This is a genomic window from Acinetobacter sp. WCHAc060042, assembly GCF_003231195.1.
GTDB lineage: Bacteria > Pseudomonadota > Gammaproteobacteria > Pseudomonadales > Moraxellaceae > Acinetobacter.
Window position 1 is genome coordinate 46,681 of sequence record NZ_QKVN01000016.1, and the last position, 18,682, is coordinate 65,362.

Annotated in this window: 18 protein-coding genes; 5 read left to right on the top strand and 13 right to left on the bottom strand. The window is 41.5% G+C overall.

Going from position 1 to position 18,682, the window contains the following annotated elements; genetic code table 11:
• Nucleotides 1-8: 8 nt before the first annotated feature.
• Entirely contained in the window at nt 9-647 is a 639-nt protein-coding gene (locus DPG01_RS08730) for a hypothetical protein (RefSeq protein WP_110974818.1), read from the top strand.
• A 70-nt stretch (nt 648-717) separates the two neighbouring features.
• On the opposite strand, the gene DPG01_RS08735 is transcribed toward DPG01_RS08730, so the two are convergent.
• The 7 genes from DPG01_RS08735 to glnK all read right to left on the bottom strand — a co-directional run bounded on the left by DPG01_RS08735 (nt 718) and on the right by glnK (nt 6,913).
• Nucleotides 718-1,266, bottom strand: a complete 549-nt coding sequence (locus DPG01_RS08735; RefSeq protein ID WP_110974819.1) for a VTT domain-containing protein — start codon at nt 1,264-1,266, stop codon at nt 718-720.
• A gap of 145 nt (nt 1,267-1,411) precedes the next feature.
• Complete coding sequence (locus tag DPG01_RS08740) at nt 1,412-2,071, bottom strand: riboflavin synthase (RefSeq protein ID WP_110974820.1); 660 nt, start codon at nt 2,069-2,071, stop codon at nt 1,412-1,414.
• 23 nt (nt 2,072-2,094) lie between these two features.
• Complete coding sequence (locus DPG01_RS08745) at nt 2,095-3,387, bottom strand: DNA adenine methylase (protein ID WP_086209783.1); 1,293 nt, start codon at nt 3,385-3,387, stop codon at nt 2,095-2,097.
• Nucleotides 3,384-4,487, bottom strand: coding sequence for a bifunctional diaminohydroxyphosphoribosylaminopyrimidine deaminase/5-amino-6-(5-phosphoribosylamino)uracil reductase RibD (gene ribD, locus DPG01_RS08750; protein ID WP_110974821.1), 1,104 nt, complete (start codon nt 4,485-4,487; stop codon nt 3,384-3,386). Before ribD ends, DPG01_RS08745 begins: the two co-directional genes overlap by 4 nt.
• Nucleotides 4,488-4,501: 14 nt before the next feature.
• The gene (gene nrdR, locus DPG01_RS08755; RefSeq protein ID WP_086209785.1) at nt 4,502-4,960 is read right to left on the bottom strand and encodes a transcriptional regulator NrdR; all 459 of its coding nucleotides are present in this window, start codon (nt 4,958-4,960) and stop codon (nt 4,502-4,504) included.
• A gap of 151 nt (nt 4,961-5,111) precedes the next feature.
• Entirely contained in the window at nt 5,112-6,515 is a 1,404-nt protein-coding gene (locus DPG01_RS08760) for an ammonium transporter (protein ID WP_086209786.1), read from the bottom strand.
• 59 nt (nt 6,516-6,574) lie between these two features.
• Nucleotides 6,575-6,913, bottom strand: a complete 339-nt coding sequence (gene glnK / locus DPG01_RS08765) for a P-II family nitrogen regulator (RefSeq protein ID WP_004281042.1) — start codon at nt 6,911-6,913, stop codon at nt 6,575-6,577.
• Between the two features lie 274 nt (nt 6,914-7,187).
• On the opposite strand from glnK, the gene DPG01_RS08770 reads away from it, so the two are divergent.
• Together DPG01_RS08770 and DPG01_RS08775 are read left to right on the top strand one after the other, a co-directional pair.
• Nucleotides 7,188-7,415, top strand: coding sequence for an accessory factor UbiK family protein (locus DPG01_RS08770; RefSeq protein ID WP_110974833.1), 228 nt, complete (start codon nt 7,188-7,190; stop codon nt 7,413-7,415).
• A 64-nt stretch (nt 7,416-7,479) separates the two neighbouring features.
• The gene (locus DPG01_RS08775; RefSeq protein ID WP_110974834.1) at nt 7,480-8,967 is read left to right on the top strand and encodes a YifB family Mg chelatase-like AAA ATPase; all 1,488 of its coding nucleotides are present in this window, start codon (nt 7,480-7,482) and stop codon (nt 8,965-8,967) included.
• Between the two features lie 70 nt (nt 8,968-9,037).
• On the opposite strand, the gene DPG01_RS08780 is transcribed toward DPG01_RS08775, so the two are convergent.
• Both DPG01_RS08780 and DPG01_RS08785 read right to left on the bottom strand, forming a co-directional pair.
• Nucleotides 9,038-9,808, bottom strand: a complete 771-nt coding sequence (locus DPG01_RS08780; RefSeq protein WP_110974822.1) for a TorF family putative porin — start codon at nt 9,806-9,808, stop codon at nt 9,038-9,040.
• 347 nt (nt 9,809-10,155) lie between these two features.
• Complete coding sequence (locus DPG01_RS08785; protein ID WP_110974823.1) at nt 10,156-10,926, bottom strand: TorF family putative porin; 771 nt, start codon at nt 10,924-10,926, stop codon at nt 10,156-10,158.
• 456 nt (nt 10,927-11,382) lie between these two features.
• On the opposite strand from DPG01_RS08785, the gene DPG01_RS08790 reads away from it, so the two are divergent.
• The gene (locus tag DPG01_RS08790; protein WP_010325681.1) at nt 11,383-12,708 is read left to right on the top strand and encodes an OprD family outer membrane porin; all 1,326 of its coding nucleotides are present in this window, start codon (nt 11,383-11,385) and stop codon (nt 12,706-12,708) included.
• Between the two features lie 102 nt (nt 12,709-12,810).
• Here DPG01_RS08790 and ppa read toward each other — a convergent pair whose 3' ends face one another.
• Nucleotides 12,811-13,338, bottom strand: a complete 528-nt coding sequence (gene ppa, locus DPG01_RS08795; RefSeq protein WP_058868713.1) for an inorganic diphosphatase — start codon at nt 13,336-13,338, stop codon at nt 12,811-12,813.
• 117 nt (nt 13,339-13,455) lie between these two features.
• Nucleotides 13,456-13,860: an MAPEG family protein gene (locus tag DPG01_RS08800; RefSeq protein ID WP_110974824.1), complete on the bottom strand. Its 405-nt coding sequence runs from the start codon at nt 13,858-13,860 to the stop codon at nt 13,456-13,458.
• A gap of 106 nt (nt 13,861-13,966) precedes the next feature.
• On the opposite strand from DPG01_RS08800, the gene DPG01_RS08805 reads away from it, so the two are divergent.
• Nucleotides 13,967-14,347 carry a hypothetical protein gene (locus DPG01_RS08805; RefSeq protein ID WP_086209792.1) on the top strand — a complete coding sequence of 127 codons (381 nt, stop codon included), beginning with the start codon at nt 13,967-13,969 and terminating at the stop codon, nt 14,345-14,347.
• Nucleotides 14,348-14,398: 51 nt separating this feature from the next.
• Here DPG01_RS08805 and DPG01_RS08810 read toward each other — a convergent pair whose 3' ends face one another.
• Nucleotides 14,399-16,078: an AMP-binding protein gene (locus DPG01_RS08810; RefSeq protein ID WP_086209793.1), complete on the bottom strand. Its 1,680-nt coding sequence runs from the start codon at nt 16,076-16,078 to the stop codon at nt 14,399-14,401.
• A gap of 149 nt (nt 16,079-16,227) precedes the next feature.
• Complete coding sequence (gene parC, locus DPG01_RS08815; RefSeq protein ID WP_110974825.1) at nt 16,228-18,447, bottom strand: DNA topoisomerase IV subunit A; 2,220 nt, start codon at nt 18,445-18,447, stop codon at nt 16,228-16,230.
• Nucleotides 18,448-18,682 lie beyond the last annotated feature (235 nt).

Here is an 18,682-nt window from a genome sequence, read left to right on the forward strand (position 1 = left end):
GATGCGTAGTGGCATTGAATGTTGGTCCAGATTTTAAACAGCGCTGGTTAAATGTCCCTGATGCTGTTCGTCAGGCCTTTATTGATGACCTGAGTCGCGTCTGTGATGTACTCAAACCTGAAACAGGTTTACACAGTTGGATTGAACAAGACCAAAGCGCTCAAGCCGTCTCTACCCAAAAAATTGAGCAAGCCTATGCTGACCTGAAAGCACAGCTGATTGAAGAAGCGCGAATTCGTAAGCAAGAAGCGTTGGAAAAATCCCTGGCAGATAAACGTGCTGCACAGGAAGCTTATGCTGAAAGCCTGAAAAAAGATGAAATTCGTCAGTTTAATGAGCAAACGCAAGCGTTGAATGTCATGCGACAAAGCGTTGATCAGGAAATTTCAAACTATACTGCACGCTATGAAAAAACACCTGAGCACGCACTGGATTATGCCAAAGCGAAGCTCAGCATTAACGATGCACAGATTTTATCTGAACTTGAAAGTGTCCGTTTACGCTTGGAACTTGAAGCAGAAACCTTAATTGAGGAATCTGTGACCGCCTACCGCAGCAAGCTGAAAGCTGCGGCACAAGAAGAAATTGATTATATTCTGAAAAACTCAAATTTTTCAGATGAGGTGGTATCCAACACTGCCGAATAAGTGACCCATTCATGTAAACTCACTTCGGTGAGTTTCTTTATGTCTGCATCACGCTCTCCATTGTTAGTCGTTAAGCGAATACCCCGACCATGAACGATAAAGTGTTACCCACACCATAACCAATCGCCAACAAACTGGTGATCCAAATCAAACCACCTGTGACGTTGTACCACATAAAACTACTCAAACTCATATGTCCTGCACCTGCTGCAAAAGGAGCAAACGAACGGACAAAAGGAATGAAACGTGCTACTAAAATGGTTTTACCACCATGCTTTAGGAAGTACTGATTGGTTTTCACCATATATTCAGGTTTCAACCAACGTGAATGTTGATGTGCAAACTTGAAGCCTAGTTTTTGGCCCGTATAATAATTGACACTATAGCCCAATACCGCAGCAATAATCATCAAACTACCCATGGTATGGATGTGAATTAAATCTGAGCTTGAACACAGTGCGCCAATGGCAATTAATAAACTGTCACCAGGCAAAAAGAACATAAAAACGAAACCCGTTTCTGCAAAAATAATCAGAAAAAGAATCGCATAAATCCAAAGGCCGTATTCTGCAAGTAGTACGGGCAATAATTGTTCTAGATGGAGAAAAAAATCAATCATTGTCACGTATCCGTGCAATAAACTGCGTACTATCTTTCATCATACTCAATTGCTTACCTATTCATTTCAAAATAAAAACTCCCTCATTTTGGCAAAATAGGGAGCTCATCTTTTGTCTATTCTTGCTGCAATCTAAACGATTTTTCTATTTCAAGAAACCATTTTGTGCCAAAAAGTCTAAACTAATTTTAGATTGTGGGGTAGTTTCAGCTGCTTTATCACCCATCATCAGGCGTTCGATGTAGCGTGCTAACACATCTACTTCAAGGTTCACTTTACTGCCTGACTTCCACGTTGCAATATTGGTTCGTTCCGCCGTATGCGGAATTAAATTGAGACTCAAAATATGCCCACGTAAATGGTTAATGGTCAAACTAATGCCATCAACTGTAATCGAACCCTTTTCTGCCAAATAACGGGCAATTTCAGGCGGTGCTGTGACTTCAAAATACAGCGAGCGTGCATCTTCACGTACAACGGTAATTTCACCCACCACATCGACATGCCCTGACACAATGTGTCCACCAAAGCGTGTGGTTGGCAACATCGCCTTTTCTACATTGACCCGTTGCCCCACTTTCCAACTACCCAGTGTGGTTCGGTTCAGACTTTCACGCGAAACATCTGCAGCATACCAATGCTCCCCCCAATCAATCACCGTGAGGCAAATACCGTTGGTGGCAATCGAGTCACCTAAATGTACATCTGACATATCGAGATCCGTACCAATGCGTAAACGCACGTCACCACCGACATTTTGCAGGCTTTCAACAGTGCCTAGACTTTCAATGATCCCTGTAAACATGACTTATTTTTACCTCAATCTTCTTACCACAGTGCCAACTGCGTGGTGACTCCAGATGTATCGACCCCGCCCAATTCTGCATAATGGTATAATTGCCCAAGTAACTGTCGAATTGGTGGCCCTGACTTGGCATGGGTATCGGTGATCACAATAAACTCTAACACACGTGCGCGCTCCGACTGGCGTTGCTTACTCACGCGATAACGAGGTACATCTTGTGTCAATAAAGTCACTCGTCCACGCTCTAGATTCGCCTTGAGCAAATCACCTGCTTCAATATTACCATCGGTTGAATAGCTGGTTAAAATGTAACGTGCATTGATGGTCGAAAGTAACTTCTCATAAGCTTCTTTGGCATACTTAGAAGAGTTATATGGGCTCGGGCGTTCTTTACGCCATGCACGGTCGATCCCGCTTTTAAAGCCTTTGGTATCGGGTGTTGGTAAATCAACCTGATCCCATAGCGTTAAAGCATTCAACACATGATAATTACTGCTGTAGGCATGCTGGTTATAAGGTGGGTCTAAATACGCCACATCGACCTCAAAACCACTCATTTGATTGGCCAAATGTTGTGCATCGACACACCACATTTCCGCCGCAGGTTTTTTCGGGTCACCCACTTCACAAAAACGGCTCGGCGTTAACCAAAGCAAGGACTCAATCCGCTCTAACGCTGTTTGAGTTTTCCCCCCCCAACCGTGGTGGAAGCTTTTAAAGACGCCTGAAGTATTGCTGACAAAACTGGCAGAGTACAGTAGCGGCGCCAACAGTGCTGACATTTCCACATCATCAATAGCACCCTGTGCTTGCCAAGTCGCAATTTGCTGACGAATCGCATCAATACGCATGCCGTTGCGACGCTTAAAGAACAAACGGTCACGGCTCGGATCATAAATTTCATCATTACGCGGACACAGATTATGCGTCACCCAGCCTTTCACTTCAGGCAGGCGATTTAAATAATCAATGGCTTTTTGATAGCCACCCAACTCTTTAAATGCAGGTGCATCAACGCAAGATAACACGGCATTATTCAGAGCATGGCTATACGGTTCCCAGTCATTGGCAATCACCCGATAACCATTTTGGCGTGCCAAACGTGAGACCACACCTGAGCCTGCAAAGAAGTCTGCAAAAATAGGCGCACGACCATCTGTACGGTTTAACGTTCCAGTACTCTCAAGTGCTTCTAAAATCAGATGCAACAGACGGCGCTTATTCCCCAAATAAGGAACAAGTTGATGAAATAGGTATTCATCTGTAGTACGTGCCGCATGACGACGTTTATGATAAACCGTAGACTCTGAACTCATAATGACTCTTGAGATGGAATAAGCGTTAAGCGCACATCATCACCCAATCGGGTAACATCCAGCAGCTTAAAGCGGAGTTGCTCTGCCATCTGAGAAAACTCAGCATTGAACATTGCACGTGCAGACTGACCCAATAAGGTCGGTGCTACATAACTAATCATTTCATCAACCAACTTTTCTTGTAAAAAAGCCGTCGATAACGTTGCACCTGCTTCAACCATGACATCATAAATCTGATGTGATTGAACCAACTGCTTTAATAACTGATCTAAAGGCTGTACAGCAAACTGTAGCACGCCTAAATCGGCTAATACTTGACGATAAGGCCCCATCACCATCACGGTATCAGGTTGTTGTAGGATCTGAGCAGTCAAAGGTAGACGTCCTTGACGATCTAAGATCAGACGTTTTGGCTGTATCACAGTATTAATATCAGCTACACTCTGAAGCTCCCTCACATTGAGTTGAGGATCATCGGCCAATATCGTTTCAATCCCCGTGATCACGACACCAGAAATGGCACGAAAATGCTGAACATCTAAACGTGCTGCTGAGCCTGTAATCCATTTTGACTCACCCGACGCCATCGCGGTTCGACCATCTAAACTAGAAGCGACTTTTAAACGCACATAGGGCATGCCTGTTGCCATGGCTTTTAAAAAACCCGAATTCAACTGATGCGCTTCGGCTTGGCAAGTACCAACCTCAACCTCAATACCTGCTTCTTCTAAAATTTGAACGCCTTTACCTGCCACTAAGGGATTGGGATCTGGACAGGCAATCACAACACGTGCCACTCCTGCCTCAACCAAACCTTTGGCACATGGCGGTGTACGCCCATAATGCGCGCACGGCTCTAAGGTCACATAAGCTGTTGCACCCCGAGTCTGTTCGCCTGCTTCACGCATGGCAAAAACTTCTGCATGGGGTTGGCCTGCTTTAGGATGATAACCCGTGCCTAGTAACTGTCCATTTTTGACAATGACACAGCCTACATTTGGATTTGGTTTAGTGCTGTATTGACCTTGCATTGCTAAAGCAATCGCTTGTTTCATCCAAGCTTGGTCAGCTTGTAAAGAACTGGACTGTAATTCAGACATGGATGAAAACTCGATTAATGTTCACGTTGTTGCATTTGTTCAATTTGATGACGAAATGCATCCACATCTTGGAAATCTTGATAGACTGATGCAAAACGCACATAGGCAACATGATCCAGTGCAAATAAAGCCTGCATCACAATTTCACCAATGGTGCGAGACTTTACATCGCGCTCACCTAAACGGCGAATTTGCAGTTGAATATCACTCAAAACGGTTTCAATCTGCTCTTGGGTCACTGGACGCTTTTGTAAAGCATGCATCAAGGAACGACGCAGTTTTGCTTCATCAAAAGGTTCACTTTTTCCATCAGACTTAAGCACACGAGGCATAACCACTTCATAACTTTCAAAAGTTGTGAATCGTTCACCGCAACCAATACATTCTCGACGACGGCGAATTTGACAACCCTCAGCGGCCAAACGGGAGTCGATCACTTTACTGTCTTCAGCGTTGCAAAATGGACAATGCATAGTGGTTAAATTGAACAAATTTGAATGGATTTAAAGTGTAGCAAAAATTCTGTGTTTTGTAGAGTTTTACGCTAGATATAGAAAAAAAACAGCCCTTTCGGGCTGTTTCACACAATATATTGATTATACTGTTTATTTATTATTCTATTGCTTAGTCAACACGTTCACCATGTTGGCTCAAGTCTAGACCCATGCGCTCATCATCAGATTCAACACGAATTCCAATCACAAGGTCAATCACTTTTAAAATGATGAAAGTTAATACTGCTGAGTACGCAATTGTTGCTAATACGCCTTCAACTTGAACCCAAAGTTGATGCATGATATCCGTCGGTGCTTTATCACCCATGATGAAATCGCTAGCAAAGAAGGCGGTTAAAATTGCACCCACGATACCACCCACACCATGTAGACCAAAGGCATCTAAAGAATCATCTGCTTTTAATATACGTTTCAATCCGCTAATGCCCCAGAAGCACACTACACCACCAATAAGGCCCATAGCTAGCGCGCCACCTACAGTGACAAAACCTGCTGCTGGTGTAATCACCACAAGACCAGCAACTGCACCTGATGCAGCGCCTAAAACAGAACCTTTACCACGCGCAACTTTTTCAGTAATTAACCAAGAAATTGCTGCTGCAGCCGCTGCCACTTGAGTCACAAGTAATGCATAACCTGCAGAACCGTTTGCACCCAATGCAGAACCACCGTTAAAGCCAAACCAACCTACCCAAAGCAAGCTTGCACCGACCACGGTTAAAGCCAAATTGTGCGGAGCCATTGATTCACGACCCAAGCCCATACGCTTACCGAGCATATACGCTGCAACTAAACCCGCTACACCTGAGTTAATATGAACAACCGTACCGCCTGCAAAGTCTAGAGCACCATCATGACCTAACCAACCGCCACCCCATACCCAGTGGGTAATGGGTGCGTAGACCACCACAACCCAAATCGCAGTGAATGCAACAAATGCGCCGAATTTCATACGTTCAGCAATTGAACCACTGATAATTGCAACCGTGATGATGGCAAAGGTCATTTGGAAAATGACGAATAAAATCTCAGGAATTGTCCCCGTTAACGCATCGGTAGTAATGCCTGTCAACATGAACTTATCTAAACCACCGATAAAGGCATTACCTTCACCAAATGCTAAAGTATAGCCAATTACAACCCATGCAATACTTACTACAGCTGCAGCTACAAAGCTATGCGCCATCGTACTTAAAACGTTTTTCTTACGAACCATACCGCCGTAGAACAACGCTAAACCAGGAATAGTCATCAGTAAAACGAGTGCCGTAGAAACTAAAATCCACGCTGTATCACCTGTATCTAATTTTGGTTCTTCTTCTGCAGGTGCTGGCGCTTCTACTGAGGCAGTAACGGCTTCTACCGCTTGTGCTGCTGGGGCAGCAACATCCGTTGTTTCAACCACTGTGACTTGTTCTGATGGAGTTGGCGCTGTTGCCGCTTCTTCAGCCCATGCAACAGAGCCACCTAAAAGTGCGCTAGATAAACCCAACGCGAATAGCATCTTTTTCATTCGTATCCCCCAACCTAATTTGTGCGAGTTATGTGTTACTCAGCAAACTTCATGCCAAATTAAACGGCATCAGCACCTGTCTCACCTGTACGAATACGGATGACTTGTTCTAAATTCGTTACGAAAATCTTACCGTCACCAATTTTTCCAGTACTAGCCACACGAGTGATTGATTCAATTACCGCATCAACCATTTCATCGCTGATTGCGATCTCAATTTTTACTTTTGGTAAGAAATCAACGACATATTCAGCACCACGATAAAGTTCAGTATGACCTTTTTGACGACCAAAACCTTTGACTTCAGTCACGGTGATCCCTTGAACACCAATTTCAGATAGTGCTTCACGCACATCATCCAATTTAAACGGTTTTACAATTGCAGTTACGAGCTTCATGTTTGTTTTCCTTCGGCTTATTTCACCAGTAAGGTTTTATGTTCAAATTTCATGCCAAAAATTCTTAGGTTGGGGGAGAAAGAAAGTCTGACATGAGTTTTCTTTATACTCTATTCTATACATTTAAATGCGTTTTGAGCTTCAAAATTCAGGTTTTTTAGTCGAAGATTTAGAATTTTTTACAATCCATGAAATCATATTTCATCTGAAAGGCTATAGAGTCAGAAGCAGCAATGGTACACTGCTGTCACTTCTCCAACCCATGGATATAGAAATGATCGAAACTTTATTACAAGCCATACTGGAACAAGTCGAGCAACCTAAAAAAGACTTAGAACACAATCTTCGAGCATTATTAAACGAAGCAGTCACCAAAATGGATTTAGTCTCAAAAGATGAAATTGAACGTCAACGAACTGCACTAAACAATGCAAATTTACGCTTAACTGAATTACTTGCACAGGTTGAAGCATTAGAGCTACGCATTCAGAACAAAAAATAAGCACCTGCTTGGTGCAACAGAAGACACTAACGAATTAAAATAATGCACTATAATGGAACAAAATATGTCTTTTGCCAAAATTCACACTCGAGCTTTGCTCGGATTATATGCACCATCCGTTGAAGTTGAAGTTCATCTCAGCCAAGGACTTCCTTCTCTAACCATTGTGGGGCTTCCTGAAGCAGCCGTTCGAGAAAGTAAAGATCGAGTCCGCTCTGCCATCATTAATAGTGGTTATCAATTTCCGACAAAACGCCTCACCATCAATCTTGCTCCCGCAGACTTGCCCAAAGACAGTTCACGACTAGATTTACCTATTGCACTGGGTATTTTAATTGCCTCTGGTCAGCTCCCCGAACACGGGACTGAAAATTTTGAATTTATTGGTGAATTGGCACTCGATGGGCAATTGCGACCCATTTCGGGCACTCTAAGTATTGCGATAGCTTGCCAACAAGCTGGGCATCAACTGATTTTACCTGAAGCCAATGCACAAGAAGCCTCTCAATTGCCCAACTTCCAAGTGTTTGCAGCGCAACATTTAAAACAAGTCTGTGCGCATCTGTCGCAAAACCATCTTATCCAACAGTTTCAGCCCGCGGCGCTAAAAACCTCTCAGCATTACAAATTTGATTTGGCGGATGTTAAAGGCCAACTACGTCCAAGACGTGCTTTAGAGATTGCGGCAGCAGGTGGACATTCCTTGTTGTTTAAGGGGCCTCCTGGGACAGGGAAAACCCTATTGGCATCACGTTTAGCCAGTATTCTACCGCCCTTAAACACGCAAGAGAATTTGGAAGTGGCGAGTATTTACTCGGTGGCCAATCATCAACATCCTTTTGGGCAACGTCCCTTTCGCGCACCGCACCACACGGCTTCTGCTGTTGCCTTAGTCGGTGGCGGGTCGCAACCCAAACCTGGTGAAATTACATTGGCACATAAAGGCGTGCTGTTTTTAGATGAACTACCTGAATTTGATCGAAAAGTTTTGGAGGTTCTAAGGCAACCCATTGAGTCCAAAGAAATTGTGATTTCTCGTGCTTCGCGGCAAATTACCTTTCCTGCAAATTTTCAATTAATTGCAGCAATGAACCCTTGCCCATGTGGTTATGCTTTTAATCAAGATAGTCGTTGCCAATGTTCAGCAGAAGCCATAAAACGCTATCAAAACCGTATTTCTGGCCCATTATTAGACCGTATTGATTTGCATATTGATGTGCCACCATTGCATGCCTCAGAGCTACAGGACACAAAGGTTGTTGAAAACTCAGCGACCGTTCGCGAGCGGGTCATTCAAGCTTATGAAAGACAAATCCAGCGCCAAACCTGTCTCAACATGGCATTATCACCCAAACAACTCGAACAGTTTGCTCTACTAGATACAGCAACTACTCTTATCTTTGAAAAAGCACAGCAACGTCTGAACTTATCTGCCCGTGGTTATCATCGTATTTTAAGAGTAGCTCGAACCATTGCAGACTTGGCTGAGTCAGAGCACATTCAAACAACACATTTAACCGAAGCGCTGTCTTACCGACAGCAAAATGCCTAAAAATCGCCCAACTTCATATAAAAAAAACCTCTAGTCCTTAGGACTAGAGGGTTTTTGAAGAGATTAAAACTTAGAAAGTTTTAGTCAAGGTAAACACTGCACCTGTTTCTACACCACGTGCTGTAGCATGATCTAGATCATCGGTATCAATATTGGTACCTACTGCTGCTAACTCTGCTGTTGCACCAGAGATAGATTTGAATGCATAGGTCACGCCCACTTTCCAATCTACATAGTTATCATCACCATTGAATGAATATTTATCTTCATCACTTACCACGGTATAACCCACATTCGCTACACCACCAAAGCCTGTTGAACCAAATGGAATTGCATAACCTGCATTGATGTTCCAACTGTCTGTATCTGCTGCAACATAGTCATTGGTATAGTTTACATTGGTGAGTAAGCTATCACCTTCAGTAAAGACACTCGCAAAGGTTAATTTGCCATAAAACTCTAACCAGTTCAGATCATCTGCGCTTGGGTAGTTGTAGTACACCATGCCCACATCAAGTACAGGCTTGCTAGCAAAACTCTCTAAGGTCGTTGCAAAACCAATTGACGGATCGAGTTCTAAGCTCGGTGAACCTTCACCAAAATCAACATTTGAACCCCAAAGGCCCAAATACACGCCTGATTCATGTGCCAAAGTAAAGCCCGCTTGTACCGCTGGATCATTTTGGGTTTGAGTTAAACCACGGAAACGATAGTCGGTTGTTACAGCAGCGCTTCCGCTAAAAGAGAAACCAAACGGTAGTGCTGGCTCGTCATCTGCGAAAGTGAATGTAGAAGCTGAAGCCACTACAGCTAAAGATAATGCTTTAAGTGCAAATTTCATTGTTTGATTCCCCTACATCGTATCCGACGTTTTTTTGGTTATTTCGATAAACTCATGTAGGAATTAGCAATAGCTATGCCAAACTCAAATTAAAACCAGTTACACTCTCATAAAAAATAGAATAATTATTTGTTTTATAAAAATTTATTAAGAATAAAAAAAATTAAACACCATCTGCCTTTTATGGCCAATAACATTCGCTGTTAATTTATGTAATTTAATTTAGCTCAACATAATTGTTTACAATATGCGCTATTTTGAACCCAGCTTTTATACTTGCTCTTTTTAAATGCATAAAAAAAGTGCACCAGCATGATATAAGCTGATGCACTTTTAATCAGAAAATATTAGAAATTATAGGCTAACCCTAACACTACATGATGATCTAAATCATTTCCTGCTCGGTCATATACCCCATAAATATAATCAGCAGACAGCTCAAAACCTGTATTTGCAATAGGTTTAGTCAAACCTAGTCGAATTTCATTTAAAGTTAAGCGTCGCTCAGTGGAGAACATCACATCGTTGCCATGCTGATAAAGCGATACCCCTAAAGAGCTGTTGAAGCTAATGTCGTGTGGAAGTATATAATGGTGCGTCAGATTTAAATAAGTATCTCCTGCATTGGCATAACTTACATTAGCCAATGCTATGCTGACACCTAAAACAAAATCTTGATACGAAAGATTACTCACCCATTCTGCACCTGTAGTACTTCTGCGCTGTGAGCCATCTTCACTCGAAACAGAGCCACCATCATTATATAAATAAGTGACAATATGTGAACGATAGCTTAGATCAAGACTCAAGCTTCCTGCATAGCCAATATAGAAGTCATGTTCAAAGCCGTGATCCTTACTGGCATCTGCTGCATCATAATTGAGTGTAGACCCCCAATACCCGACATATACCCCCGAGGCATCTGCATATTCAAGCCCCACTTGTACAGTTGGGTTATCATTCTCAACACCACCGCGATAGATATACTGACTCATCACAGCAAGGCCTCCGCTGACCTTATTTTTTGAACTTTCTTTTTGTTCCTCACTCGCCATTGTCACCGTACTGCTAAAGATCAAACCAAAAAACAGTGCAACTTTATGTGAATCTTTATGCATTTAAACTCTCAAATTTAACTTAAAAAAATCTTTCAAAGATTCGCTATGCATAAATTTTAAAACGGTTTTTTAATAATTGGTAAAATTTATATGAAAAAGAACAACATAAATGCTTACACATTCATTTTTATATTTTCTATCTTTGCAGTATTTGATTGGATGAAAATCAAACAAAGCCTTTGTTTAAAAGGCAAAGCGACTGGACGATCTATATATTATATTCTTCGATCTATATCAGAATAGAGAATTAAGAAAAGAAAAATAATTAAATGTTTTATAAAGAGTTATTTTAAAAAACAGAGTATTTTAACTAAAATTAAAATATTTCAAACATATCGCTTACAAAAAAATGCATTACTTTAGTTGAATATGTTAAATAAAAATGAAAATTTTTCAGCGATTACTTATACAATTGCTGTTCTCTTTCCATCCAATTTGTATAAGGTTCGCTCCCCAATGCAAAACACAAAAAAATTAGCATTAGCAGTTTTAGTACAAACTGCACTTATATCAACAGCTTTTGCGAGTGAGCAAAGTGAATCTAAAGGTTTCGTTGAAGGCGCTGAAGGATCAGTGCTATTCCGCACAGGCTTTTTAAATCGTGATAAAAAAGACGGTTTAACAAATGATACAAGCTCAACTGCTCAAACTGCCATTTTTGATCTTCAATCAGGCTTTACAAAGGGTATTGTTGGCTTTGGTGTTGGCGTAGTAGGTGATGCATCTTTCAAGCTTGGTGCGAATAATAATACGGGTAATCAAATGATTCCTGTAGATGATCGTGGATTTGCTTATGATCATTGGGCTCGTGGTGGTGCCAATGTGAAAGCACGTATTTCCAACACAACCGTGACTTATGGTACACAGGTGTCAACACTTCCTGTCATGGCAAGTAATCAAGCCCGTTTAGTGCCTGAGTATTACACAGGTGTTTTCATTGAAAGTAATGAAATTCCAAATCTAAATGTGGTTGCAGGTAAATTCACAAAAAACCAAATGTCAAACCAAATTAGTACCGATAAAGATGTGACAGGTCAAGGACTTGATCGTGCAGTAGTTTGGGGTGCTAAATATAAATTTAATGATCAACTCAATTCATCGTATTATGGCTTAGATGTTCAAGATAAGCTAGAACGTCATTATGCCAATGTAAACTTTACCCAAAGCTTAAAAGACAAGAGTACCTTAACACTTGATGCCATGGGTTATCATACAAAATGGGATAAAGATGCGCTCACTGATTCACATACCACAGATGATCTAGCAAACCGCAAAAACTCGATTTGGGCTGTTTCAGTGGGCTATGGCAAAGATGTACATAATGTCATGCTTTCTTATCAAGATAACACAGGTAATACTGGGTATGACTATGGCTATAATGCTGATGGTTTACAAAGTATCTATGTCCCTAATTCCTATTTAGGTGACTTTAATGGTAATGATGAAAAATCTGTCGGGCTACAATATAACTACAACTTCAAAAATCACGGTTTACCTGGTCTAAACTGGACAACTGCATTTGTTTATGGTTGGGATATTGATATCGCTAAAATAACAGATCGCTCAAAAATCATTGACCAAGCCGAAGAACATGAGTTCTTTAACCAAGTCAAATATACAGTTCAAACAGGTGCATTGAAAGATGCAAGCCTACGTGTTCGCTATTCTTACTTACGTTCAAGTGATACCTATAATAATGTTTCTGGTCAATATGTCAGCAATGTCATTGGCTCAACCAATGAATGGCGTTTATTCCTTGATATTCCTGTGAAACTGTTCTAATTCACTTTAGATCAATTCATAAAAAACCGCCATTCAATTGAATGGCGGTTTTTTTATGAGCCTGATTTTAGGGTAATAAAATCAGGCTTTATTTTTTCAAAATTATTTTTTAGCAGCTTCGATTGCTTTCAACACTTCTTGCTTAGCAACTTCAGAACCTTCCCAACCTGTTAATTTAACCCACTTCCCTGGCTCTAAGTCTTTATAGTGCGCGAAGAAGTGTTCAACTTGTTGAATCAGTAAAGGTGGAAGGTCTGTATATTCTTTCACATCTTTATAAATTGGTGTTAATTTGTCGTGTGGTACTGCAATCAATTTCGCATCAATACCACCATCATCTTCCATATTCAGTTTGCCTACTGGACGGCAACGAATTACAGAACCTGGCTCTACAGGATGAGGAGTCACAACAAGTACGTCTAATGGGTCACCATCTTCAGACAACGTGTTTGGTACATAACCATAGTTCGCAGGGTAGAACATTGCTGTACCCATGAAACGATCTACAAAAAGCGCATCCGAATCTTTATCAATTTCATATTTGATTGGTGCTGCATTTGCAGGAATTTCGATGATCACGTAGATATCGTTCGGTGCATCTTTACCCGCTGGGATATTGCTGTAGCTCATAACATCACTCTTTAACAAGTTAAATCTTTTAAAAACCACATTGATTATAACGGGTTTTCAGAAAAAATATTTCGGCGATTATACATTCACTAGGTGAAAATATGTATGTTTCATACGTTAACCCGTCGTCAACTTAATCACCAAAAGCAATAAACAAATCGGACAAAGCAATGATAATAACCAAATGATCGTACGTAGCGTTGCCCAATTGACCAAATAGCAAATGCCATACAACACACGCAGAACAAGATAAGCGATACCAAAAGTCATAGTGACCACTTGTGGAATTACCATGTATTCAGCCATTAAAATCGCAGCAATAAATAAAGGTAGACCTTCAAAGCTATTTTGCTGTACCGCATTGGCACGCGCGGCTAGACCTGTGGTTTTGGCTAGAAATTCGCGAGGGTGTTGGTTATCTTTAGCACGAAATCCTGCCGACTTTTTAGCAATAACGGTAAATACATATGGCAGTAAACAAGCAACTAAAATGAGATAAATAATCCCGCTAATGCTTTGCATTGGTTTTTTCTCATCAAGATCATTTCGAAGGCTATCATAGCATGGCATTCCAAAGATAAATTTGGTTAAATTATAGTGTTTTTATAATTTCCCGATGAGACCCACTATGGCTAGCCCAGATCAAAAAGAAATGTTCGACGTACTCGACATTCAGCGTCAACATCAACGCCAAGTGGATCGTGTTTTAAAAATTGTTCTCCCCATCACAGCTTTTCTACTGACGGTTATTTGTGCCAATATGAATATCGGCTCAACAATCGGTACATTGATTATGCTGATTATCGCATTTTGGATGGTTGGGATTAGACGCCAAACACTTTGGTATTGGCTGATTGCTGTCACTATCTATTGCTTCATCGACAATGTACTTAGCTATGGCACATTTGCATTCCCAGCCTTTAGTCGCCAGTGTGGCACCATGTTGACCTTTATCGGTATTTTGGGTATTGGCCGTCCCTATATCGACCGTTGGCTAATGAAAAACTAAAAATAGAAATAGAAAAAAAAGCGCCATTCGGCGCTTTTTTTAGGACTCAACTTATGCTGTTTTACGCAAATCTTTACGTAAGATTTTACCTACGTTTGATTTTGGTAATTCATCCATAAATTCAACATAACGCGGGCGTTTGTACCCTGTTAAGTTTTCTTTAGCAAATGCCAGAACTTCTTCTGTGGTTAAAGACGGATCTTTTTTCACCACAAATAGTTTTGGCACTTCACCTGATTTTTCATCTGGCACACCAATTGCTGCAACTTCCAAGACTTTAGGATGTTTTGCAACCACTTCTTCAATTTCCGAAGGATAAACGTTGAAGCCTGATACCAAAATCATGTCTTTTTTACGGTCTACAATTTTTATGTAGCCACGAGGATCCATCACACCGATATCACCTGTACGGAAGAAACCATCTTCAGTCATCACTTTAGCGGTTTCATCTGGGCGGTTCCAGTAACCACGCATCACCTGCGGACCACGGATTGAAATTTCACCTTGTTCGCCCAGTACAACTTCGTTGCCATCATCATCCAAAATCGCAACTTCAGTTAATGGCAATGGAATACCAATTGTGCCACTGAATTCTTCAGATGCAGGTGGATTTGCCGTTGCAACAGGCGAAGTTTCAGATAGACCATAACCTTCGATAATGTTGGTTCCAGTAATTCGCTTCCATGCTTCAGCGGTAGAAGGAAGAACCGCCATACCACCGCCCATTGCCATTTTTAATTTGCTGTGGTCAAGTTGTTTAAACTCTTCGTTGTTCACCAAAGCATTGAATAAAGTATTCACTGCTGGGAAGAACGATGGTTGATACTTACGTAATTCTTTCATTACCCCAGGTAAATCACGTGGGTTTGGAATGAGAACATTGGCTTGACCTTTGTACATACCGTACATCGCACAAACCATGAACGCAAAAATGTGATAAAGCGGTAAGGCACAGAAAATACGGTCATCGGGCTGACCATCTTGTGCGCCAAATTTACTTTGGAAAATACCATCACATTGCAACATGTTCGCTACAAGGTTGCGATGCGTCAGTTCTGCACCTTTAGACACCCCTGTAGTGCCGCCAGTATACTGAAGCACTGCGGTGTCACTTAACGTTAAGTTCGGACGCTTATAATTGCTTGCACTGACTTTAGACATAGCAGCATTAAAGCGAATATGACCTGGAATATTCCATGCTGGAATTTGCTTACGTACTGAACGTAATACAAAGTTCACCAGTGTGCCTTTTAATGCACCCAACATGTCACCTACAGAGGCAATCACGACATGTTTAACAGGCGTTTTACCATTAATTGTTTGGTAAACAGATGCGAAATTCTCAATAATAACAAGAACTTCTGAGCCTGAGTCATTTAACTGATGTTCAAGCTCGCGCGCGGTATACAGTGGGTTGACGTTGACCAGTACTAAGCCCGCACGGAAGACACCCAAAGCAACGATAGGATACTGAAGAACGTTTGGCATCATCACAGCGACACGTGAACCTTTTGCAAGACCTAAACTTTGCAAATAGGTTGCAAATTTACGACTTGCCTCTTCTAACTCACTAAAAGTCAATACTTTATCCATAAAGATAAAGGCATCTCGTGAGCCAAATTTTTGGAAATTTCTTTCAAATACATCAACCAATGACGTATTTTCTGGTGGCAATTCTACAGTCTCTGGAATCCCCGTTTTTTGGTATTCTGCGAACCAAATCTTTTCCATATCGCCCGATTCTCCTATCAGTAATCCTTAAATTCTCAGCTGTTGTTCTCAATATTAAGCGCTCTTTATTTAACTTGTGTTGCTTAATATTGCATCCATTTCCCGCATACATACCATATATAACGTATTTTGATCAATGGATGCTAGTTTTATCTCTGAACTAACAGTTTATTTGCTTTTTGATAACCACGTGGTAATAACTGCCCTTTGGATGCCCGTTTACCCACATATTTTTCTAAATCATCACCCTTCAATTTTAATTGCTGCTGTCCTGCAACGACTTGCAGTATTTCATCTAGCGTTAATCTTGTCATGAATACAATTTGATCTTTCTCTTCAAGTTGTATCAATTTATTACCTTTACCTTTATTTAAAATAGGCAACTCTGACAACTCTAAAATCAACAAACGACCCGTTGAGGTCAATAACGCCAAATGGGTGGCTTGATCAACACTAGTCAACGGCAAGACTGTGGCTTTTTCAGGTAAAGTTAGGAAGGCTTTACCCGCTTTTGCATTGGTATCTAACTGTTTTGCCTGTGTTTTAAAACCGTAGCCTTTACTGCTCAGAGCCACAACTTCAGCTTCATCTTCAGCAATAAAAATTTGCTTAAAACCTACACCACTGGCTGGCGATAATTTTGAACTCAACGGTTCTCCCAGACCCCGTGCGGACGGTAGGCTCGCTATGGCTAGGGCATAACTACGCCCTGACTCATCCAATACATATACGCGCTGATTAGATTTTCCTTGCGCATGACTGAGATATTGATCGCCGGCACGGAAATTTAAGTTCTCTGCGTCTACATCATGACCTTTGGCCGAACGAATCCATCCCGCTTCAGACAACACCACCGTCACAGGATCCGCAGGCATAAAGTCCTGCTCACTCATCGCTGTCGCTTCTGCACGATGTACGATTGGCGAACGGCGGTCATCACCAAATTTTTTCGCGTCATCTTTAAGTTCATTGATAATCAAAGCTTTCAAAGACTCAGGATTGGCCAATTGTTCACGAATCAGTGCAGCTTTGGCTTCTAACTCTTCTTGCTCACGGCGCATTTCCATTTCTTCAAGTCTAGCCAAATGACGCAACTTGAGTTCTAAAATAGCTTCGGCCTGAATGTCATCAATATTAAAACGTGACATCAACTCTGCTTTGGGATGCTCTTCTTCACGAATAATACGAATCACTTCATCAATATTTAGATAGGCAATAATCAAACCACCCAAAATATGTAAGCGCTTTTCAATTTTATTCAGGTGATATTGCAAACGACGGGTAACGGTTTCCTTTCGAATTTCAATCCATTCCAGCAAAATACGACGAATTGATTTCACTTGTGGACGGCCATCCGCACCAATCATGTTCATATTGACACGATAGCTCGACTCTAAATCGGTTGTTGCAAAAAGGTGGCTCATCACCGCTTCAGCATCAATCCGATTTGAGCGCAGTACAATCACCAAACGGGTTGGGTTTTGATGGTCGGATTCATCACGTACATCACTCACCAAAGGCAGTTTTTTCGCCTGCATTTGATCTGCAATTTGCGAAATGACCTTCGAGCCTGAAACTTGATAAGGCAAGTCCGTGATCACAATTTCATTTTTTTCGATGCTATACACCGAACGCATACGATAACTGCCCCGACCTGTGCTTTGTATTTTTAATAACTCTTCAGGTGGCGTAATAATTTCTGCTTTGGTCGGCAAATCTGGTGCAGGAATGTATTCTGCAACTTTGTCATCGCTTAAATTTGGATTACGAATTAAGGCAATGGTGCCTTTTACGACTTCACGCAGGTTGTGTGGAGGAATGTCCGTAGCCATGCCTACTGCAATACCTGTGGTACCGTTTAACAAAATATTCGGAATACGTGCAGGTAAAGTCACTGGCTCTTTCATCGAACCATCAAAGTTGTCCTGCCAGTCACAAGTCCCCTGTCCCAACTCAGACAACAGCACTTCACTATACTGAGATAATTTGGCTTCGGTATAACGCATCGCTGCGAACGATTTCGGGTCATCGGGCGACCCCCAGTTACCTTGACCTTCAATAAACGGATAACGATAACTAAAAGGCTGTGCCATCAGCACCATCGCTTCATAGCAGGCCGAATCACCATGCGGGTGATACTTACCGAGCACATCGCCGACGGTACGCGCAGATTTTTTGGGTTTCCCGCTGTGTTTCAGCCCCAATTCACTCATGGCATACACAATACGGCGTTGTACAGGCTTTAAACCATCGCTGATATGCGGTAAGGCACGATCCATGATCACGTACATGGCGTAGTTGAGATATGCTTGTTCAGTAAATTCTGCTACGGAACGGTTTTCTGTCGCTTGATGCGCAAGGTTCGTCATAACAACCTGTCATCCTAATTAATCGTTTTTTGTTTAAGTTCTTATGCTATGTCGCAGGCTCAGCCTATACAAGTGAAAGCGTACACCACTACGACAAATTGCGTCTTTAGACGTTCCTAATGTCGTAAAATTATCCATTTTTTTTAAAATGAGCAACTAATTATTTCGAAGTTCCTATCTTGCTCCTATTTAAGATTGAAATAGAGTAACTACACACCCTCTACGCTTATGTCAT

Coding starts and splice junctions, on each gene's coding strand:
- parC (WP_110974825.1), bottom strand. CDS start 18,447: ATGACGAACCTTGCGCATCAAGCGACAGAAAACCGTTCCGTAGCAGAA.
- DPG01_RS08775 (WP_110974834.1), top strand. CDS start 7,480: ATGTCTTTTGCCAAAATTCACACTCGAGCTTTGCTCGGATTATATGCA.
- DPG01_RS08790 (WP_010325681.1), top strand. CDS start 11,383: ATGCAAAACACAAAAAAATTAGCATTAGCAGTTTTAGTACAAACTGCA.
- ribD (WP_110974821.1), bottom strand. CDS start 4,487: ATGTCTGAATTACAGTCCAGTTCTTTACAAGCTGACCAAGCTTGGATG.
- DPG01_RS08785 (WP_110974823.1), bottom strand. CDS start 10,926: ATGCATAAAGATTCACATAAAGTTGCACTGTTTTTTGGTTTGATCTTT.
- DPG01_RS08745 (WP_086209783.1), bottom strand. CDS start 3,387: ATGAGTTCAGAGTCTACGGTTTATCATAAACGTCGTCATGCGGCACGT.
- DPG01_RS08780 (WP_110974822.1), bottom strand. CDS start 9,808: ATGAAATTTGCACTTAAAGCATTATCTTTAGCTGTAGTGGCTTCAGCT.
- DPG01_RS08810 (WP_086209793.1), bottom strand. CDS start 16,078: ATGGAAAAGATTTGGTTCGCAGAATACCAAAAAACGGGGATTCCAGAG.
- nrdR (WP_086209785.1), bottom strand. CDS start 4,960: ATGCATTGTCCATTTTGCAACGCTGAAGACAGTAAAGTGATCGACTCC.
- DPG01_RS08735 (WP_110974819.1), bottom strand. CDS start 1,266: ATGATTGATTTTTTTCTCCATCTAGAACAATTATTGCCCGTACTACTT.
- DPG01_RS08740 (WP_110974820.1), bottom strand. CDS start 2,071: ATGTTTACAGGGATCATTGAAAGTCTAGGCACTGTTGAAAGCCTGCAA.
- glnK (WP_004281042.1), bottom strand. CDS start 6,913: ATGAAGCTCGTAACTGCAATTGTAAAACCGTTTAAATTGGATGATGTG.
- DPG01_RS08770 (WP_110974833.1), top strand. CDS start 7,188: ATGATCGAAACTTTATTACAAGCCATACTGGAACAAGTCGAGCAACCT.
- DPG01_RS08760 (WP_086209786.1), bottom strand. CDS start 6,515: ATGAAAAAGATGCTATTCGCGTTGGGTTTATCTAGCGCACTTTTAGGT.
- DPG01_RS08800 (WP_110974824.1), bottom strand. CDS start 13,860: ATGCAAAGCATTAGCGGGATTATTTATCTCATTTTAGTTGCTTGTTTA.
- ppa (WP_058868713.1), bottom strand. CDS start 13,338: ATGAGCTACAGCAATATCCCAGCGGGTAAAGATGCACCGAACGATATC.
- DPG01_RS08805 (WP_086209792.1), top strand. CDS start 13,967: ATGGCTAGCCCAGATCAAAAAGAAATGTTCGACGTACTCGACATTCAG.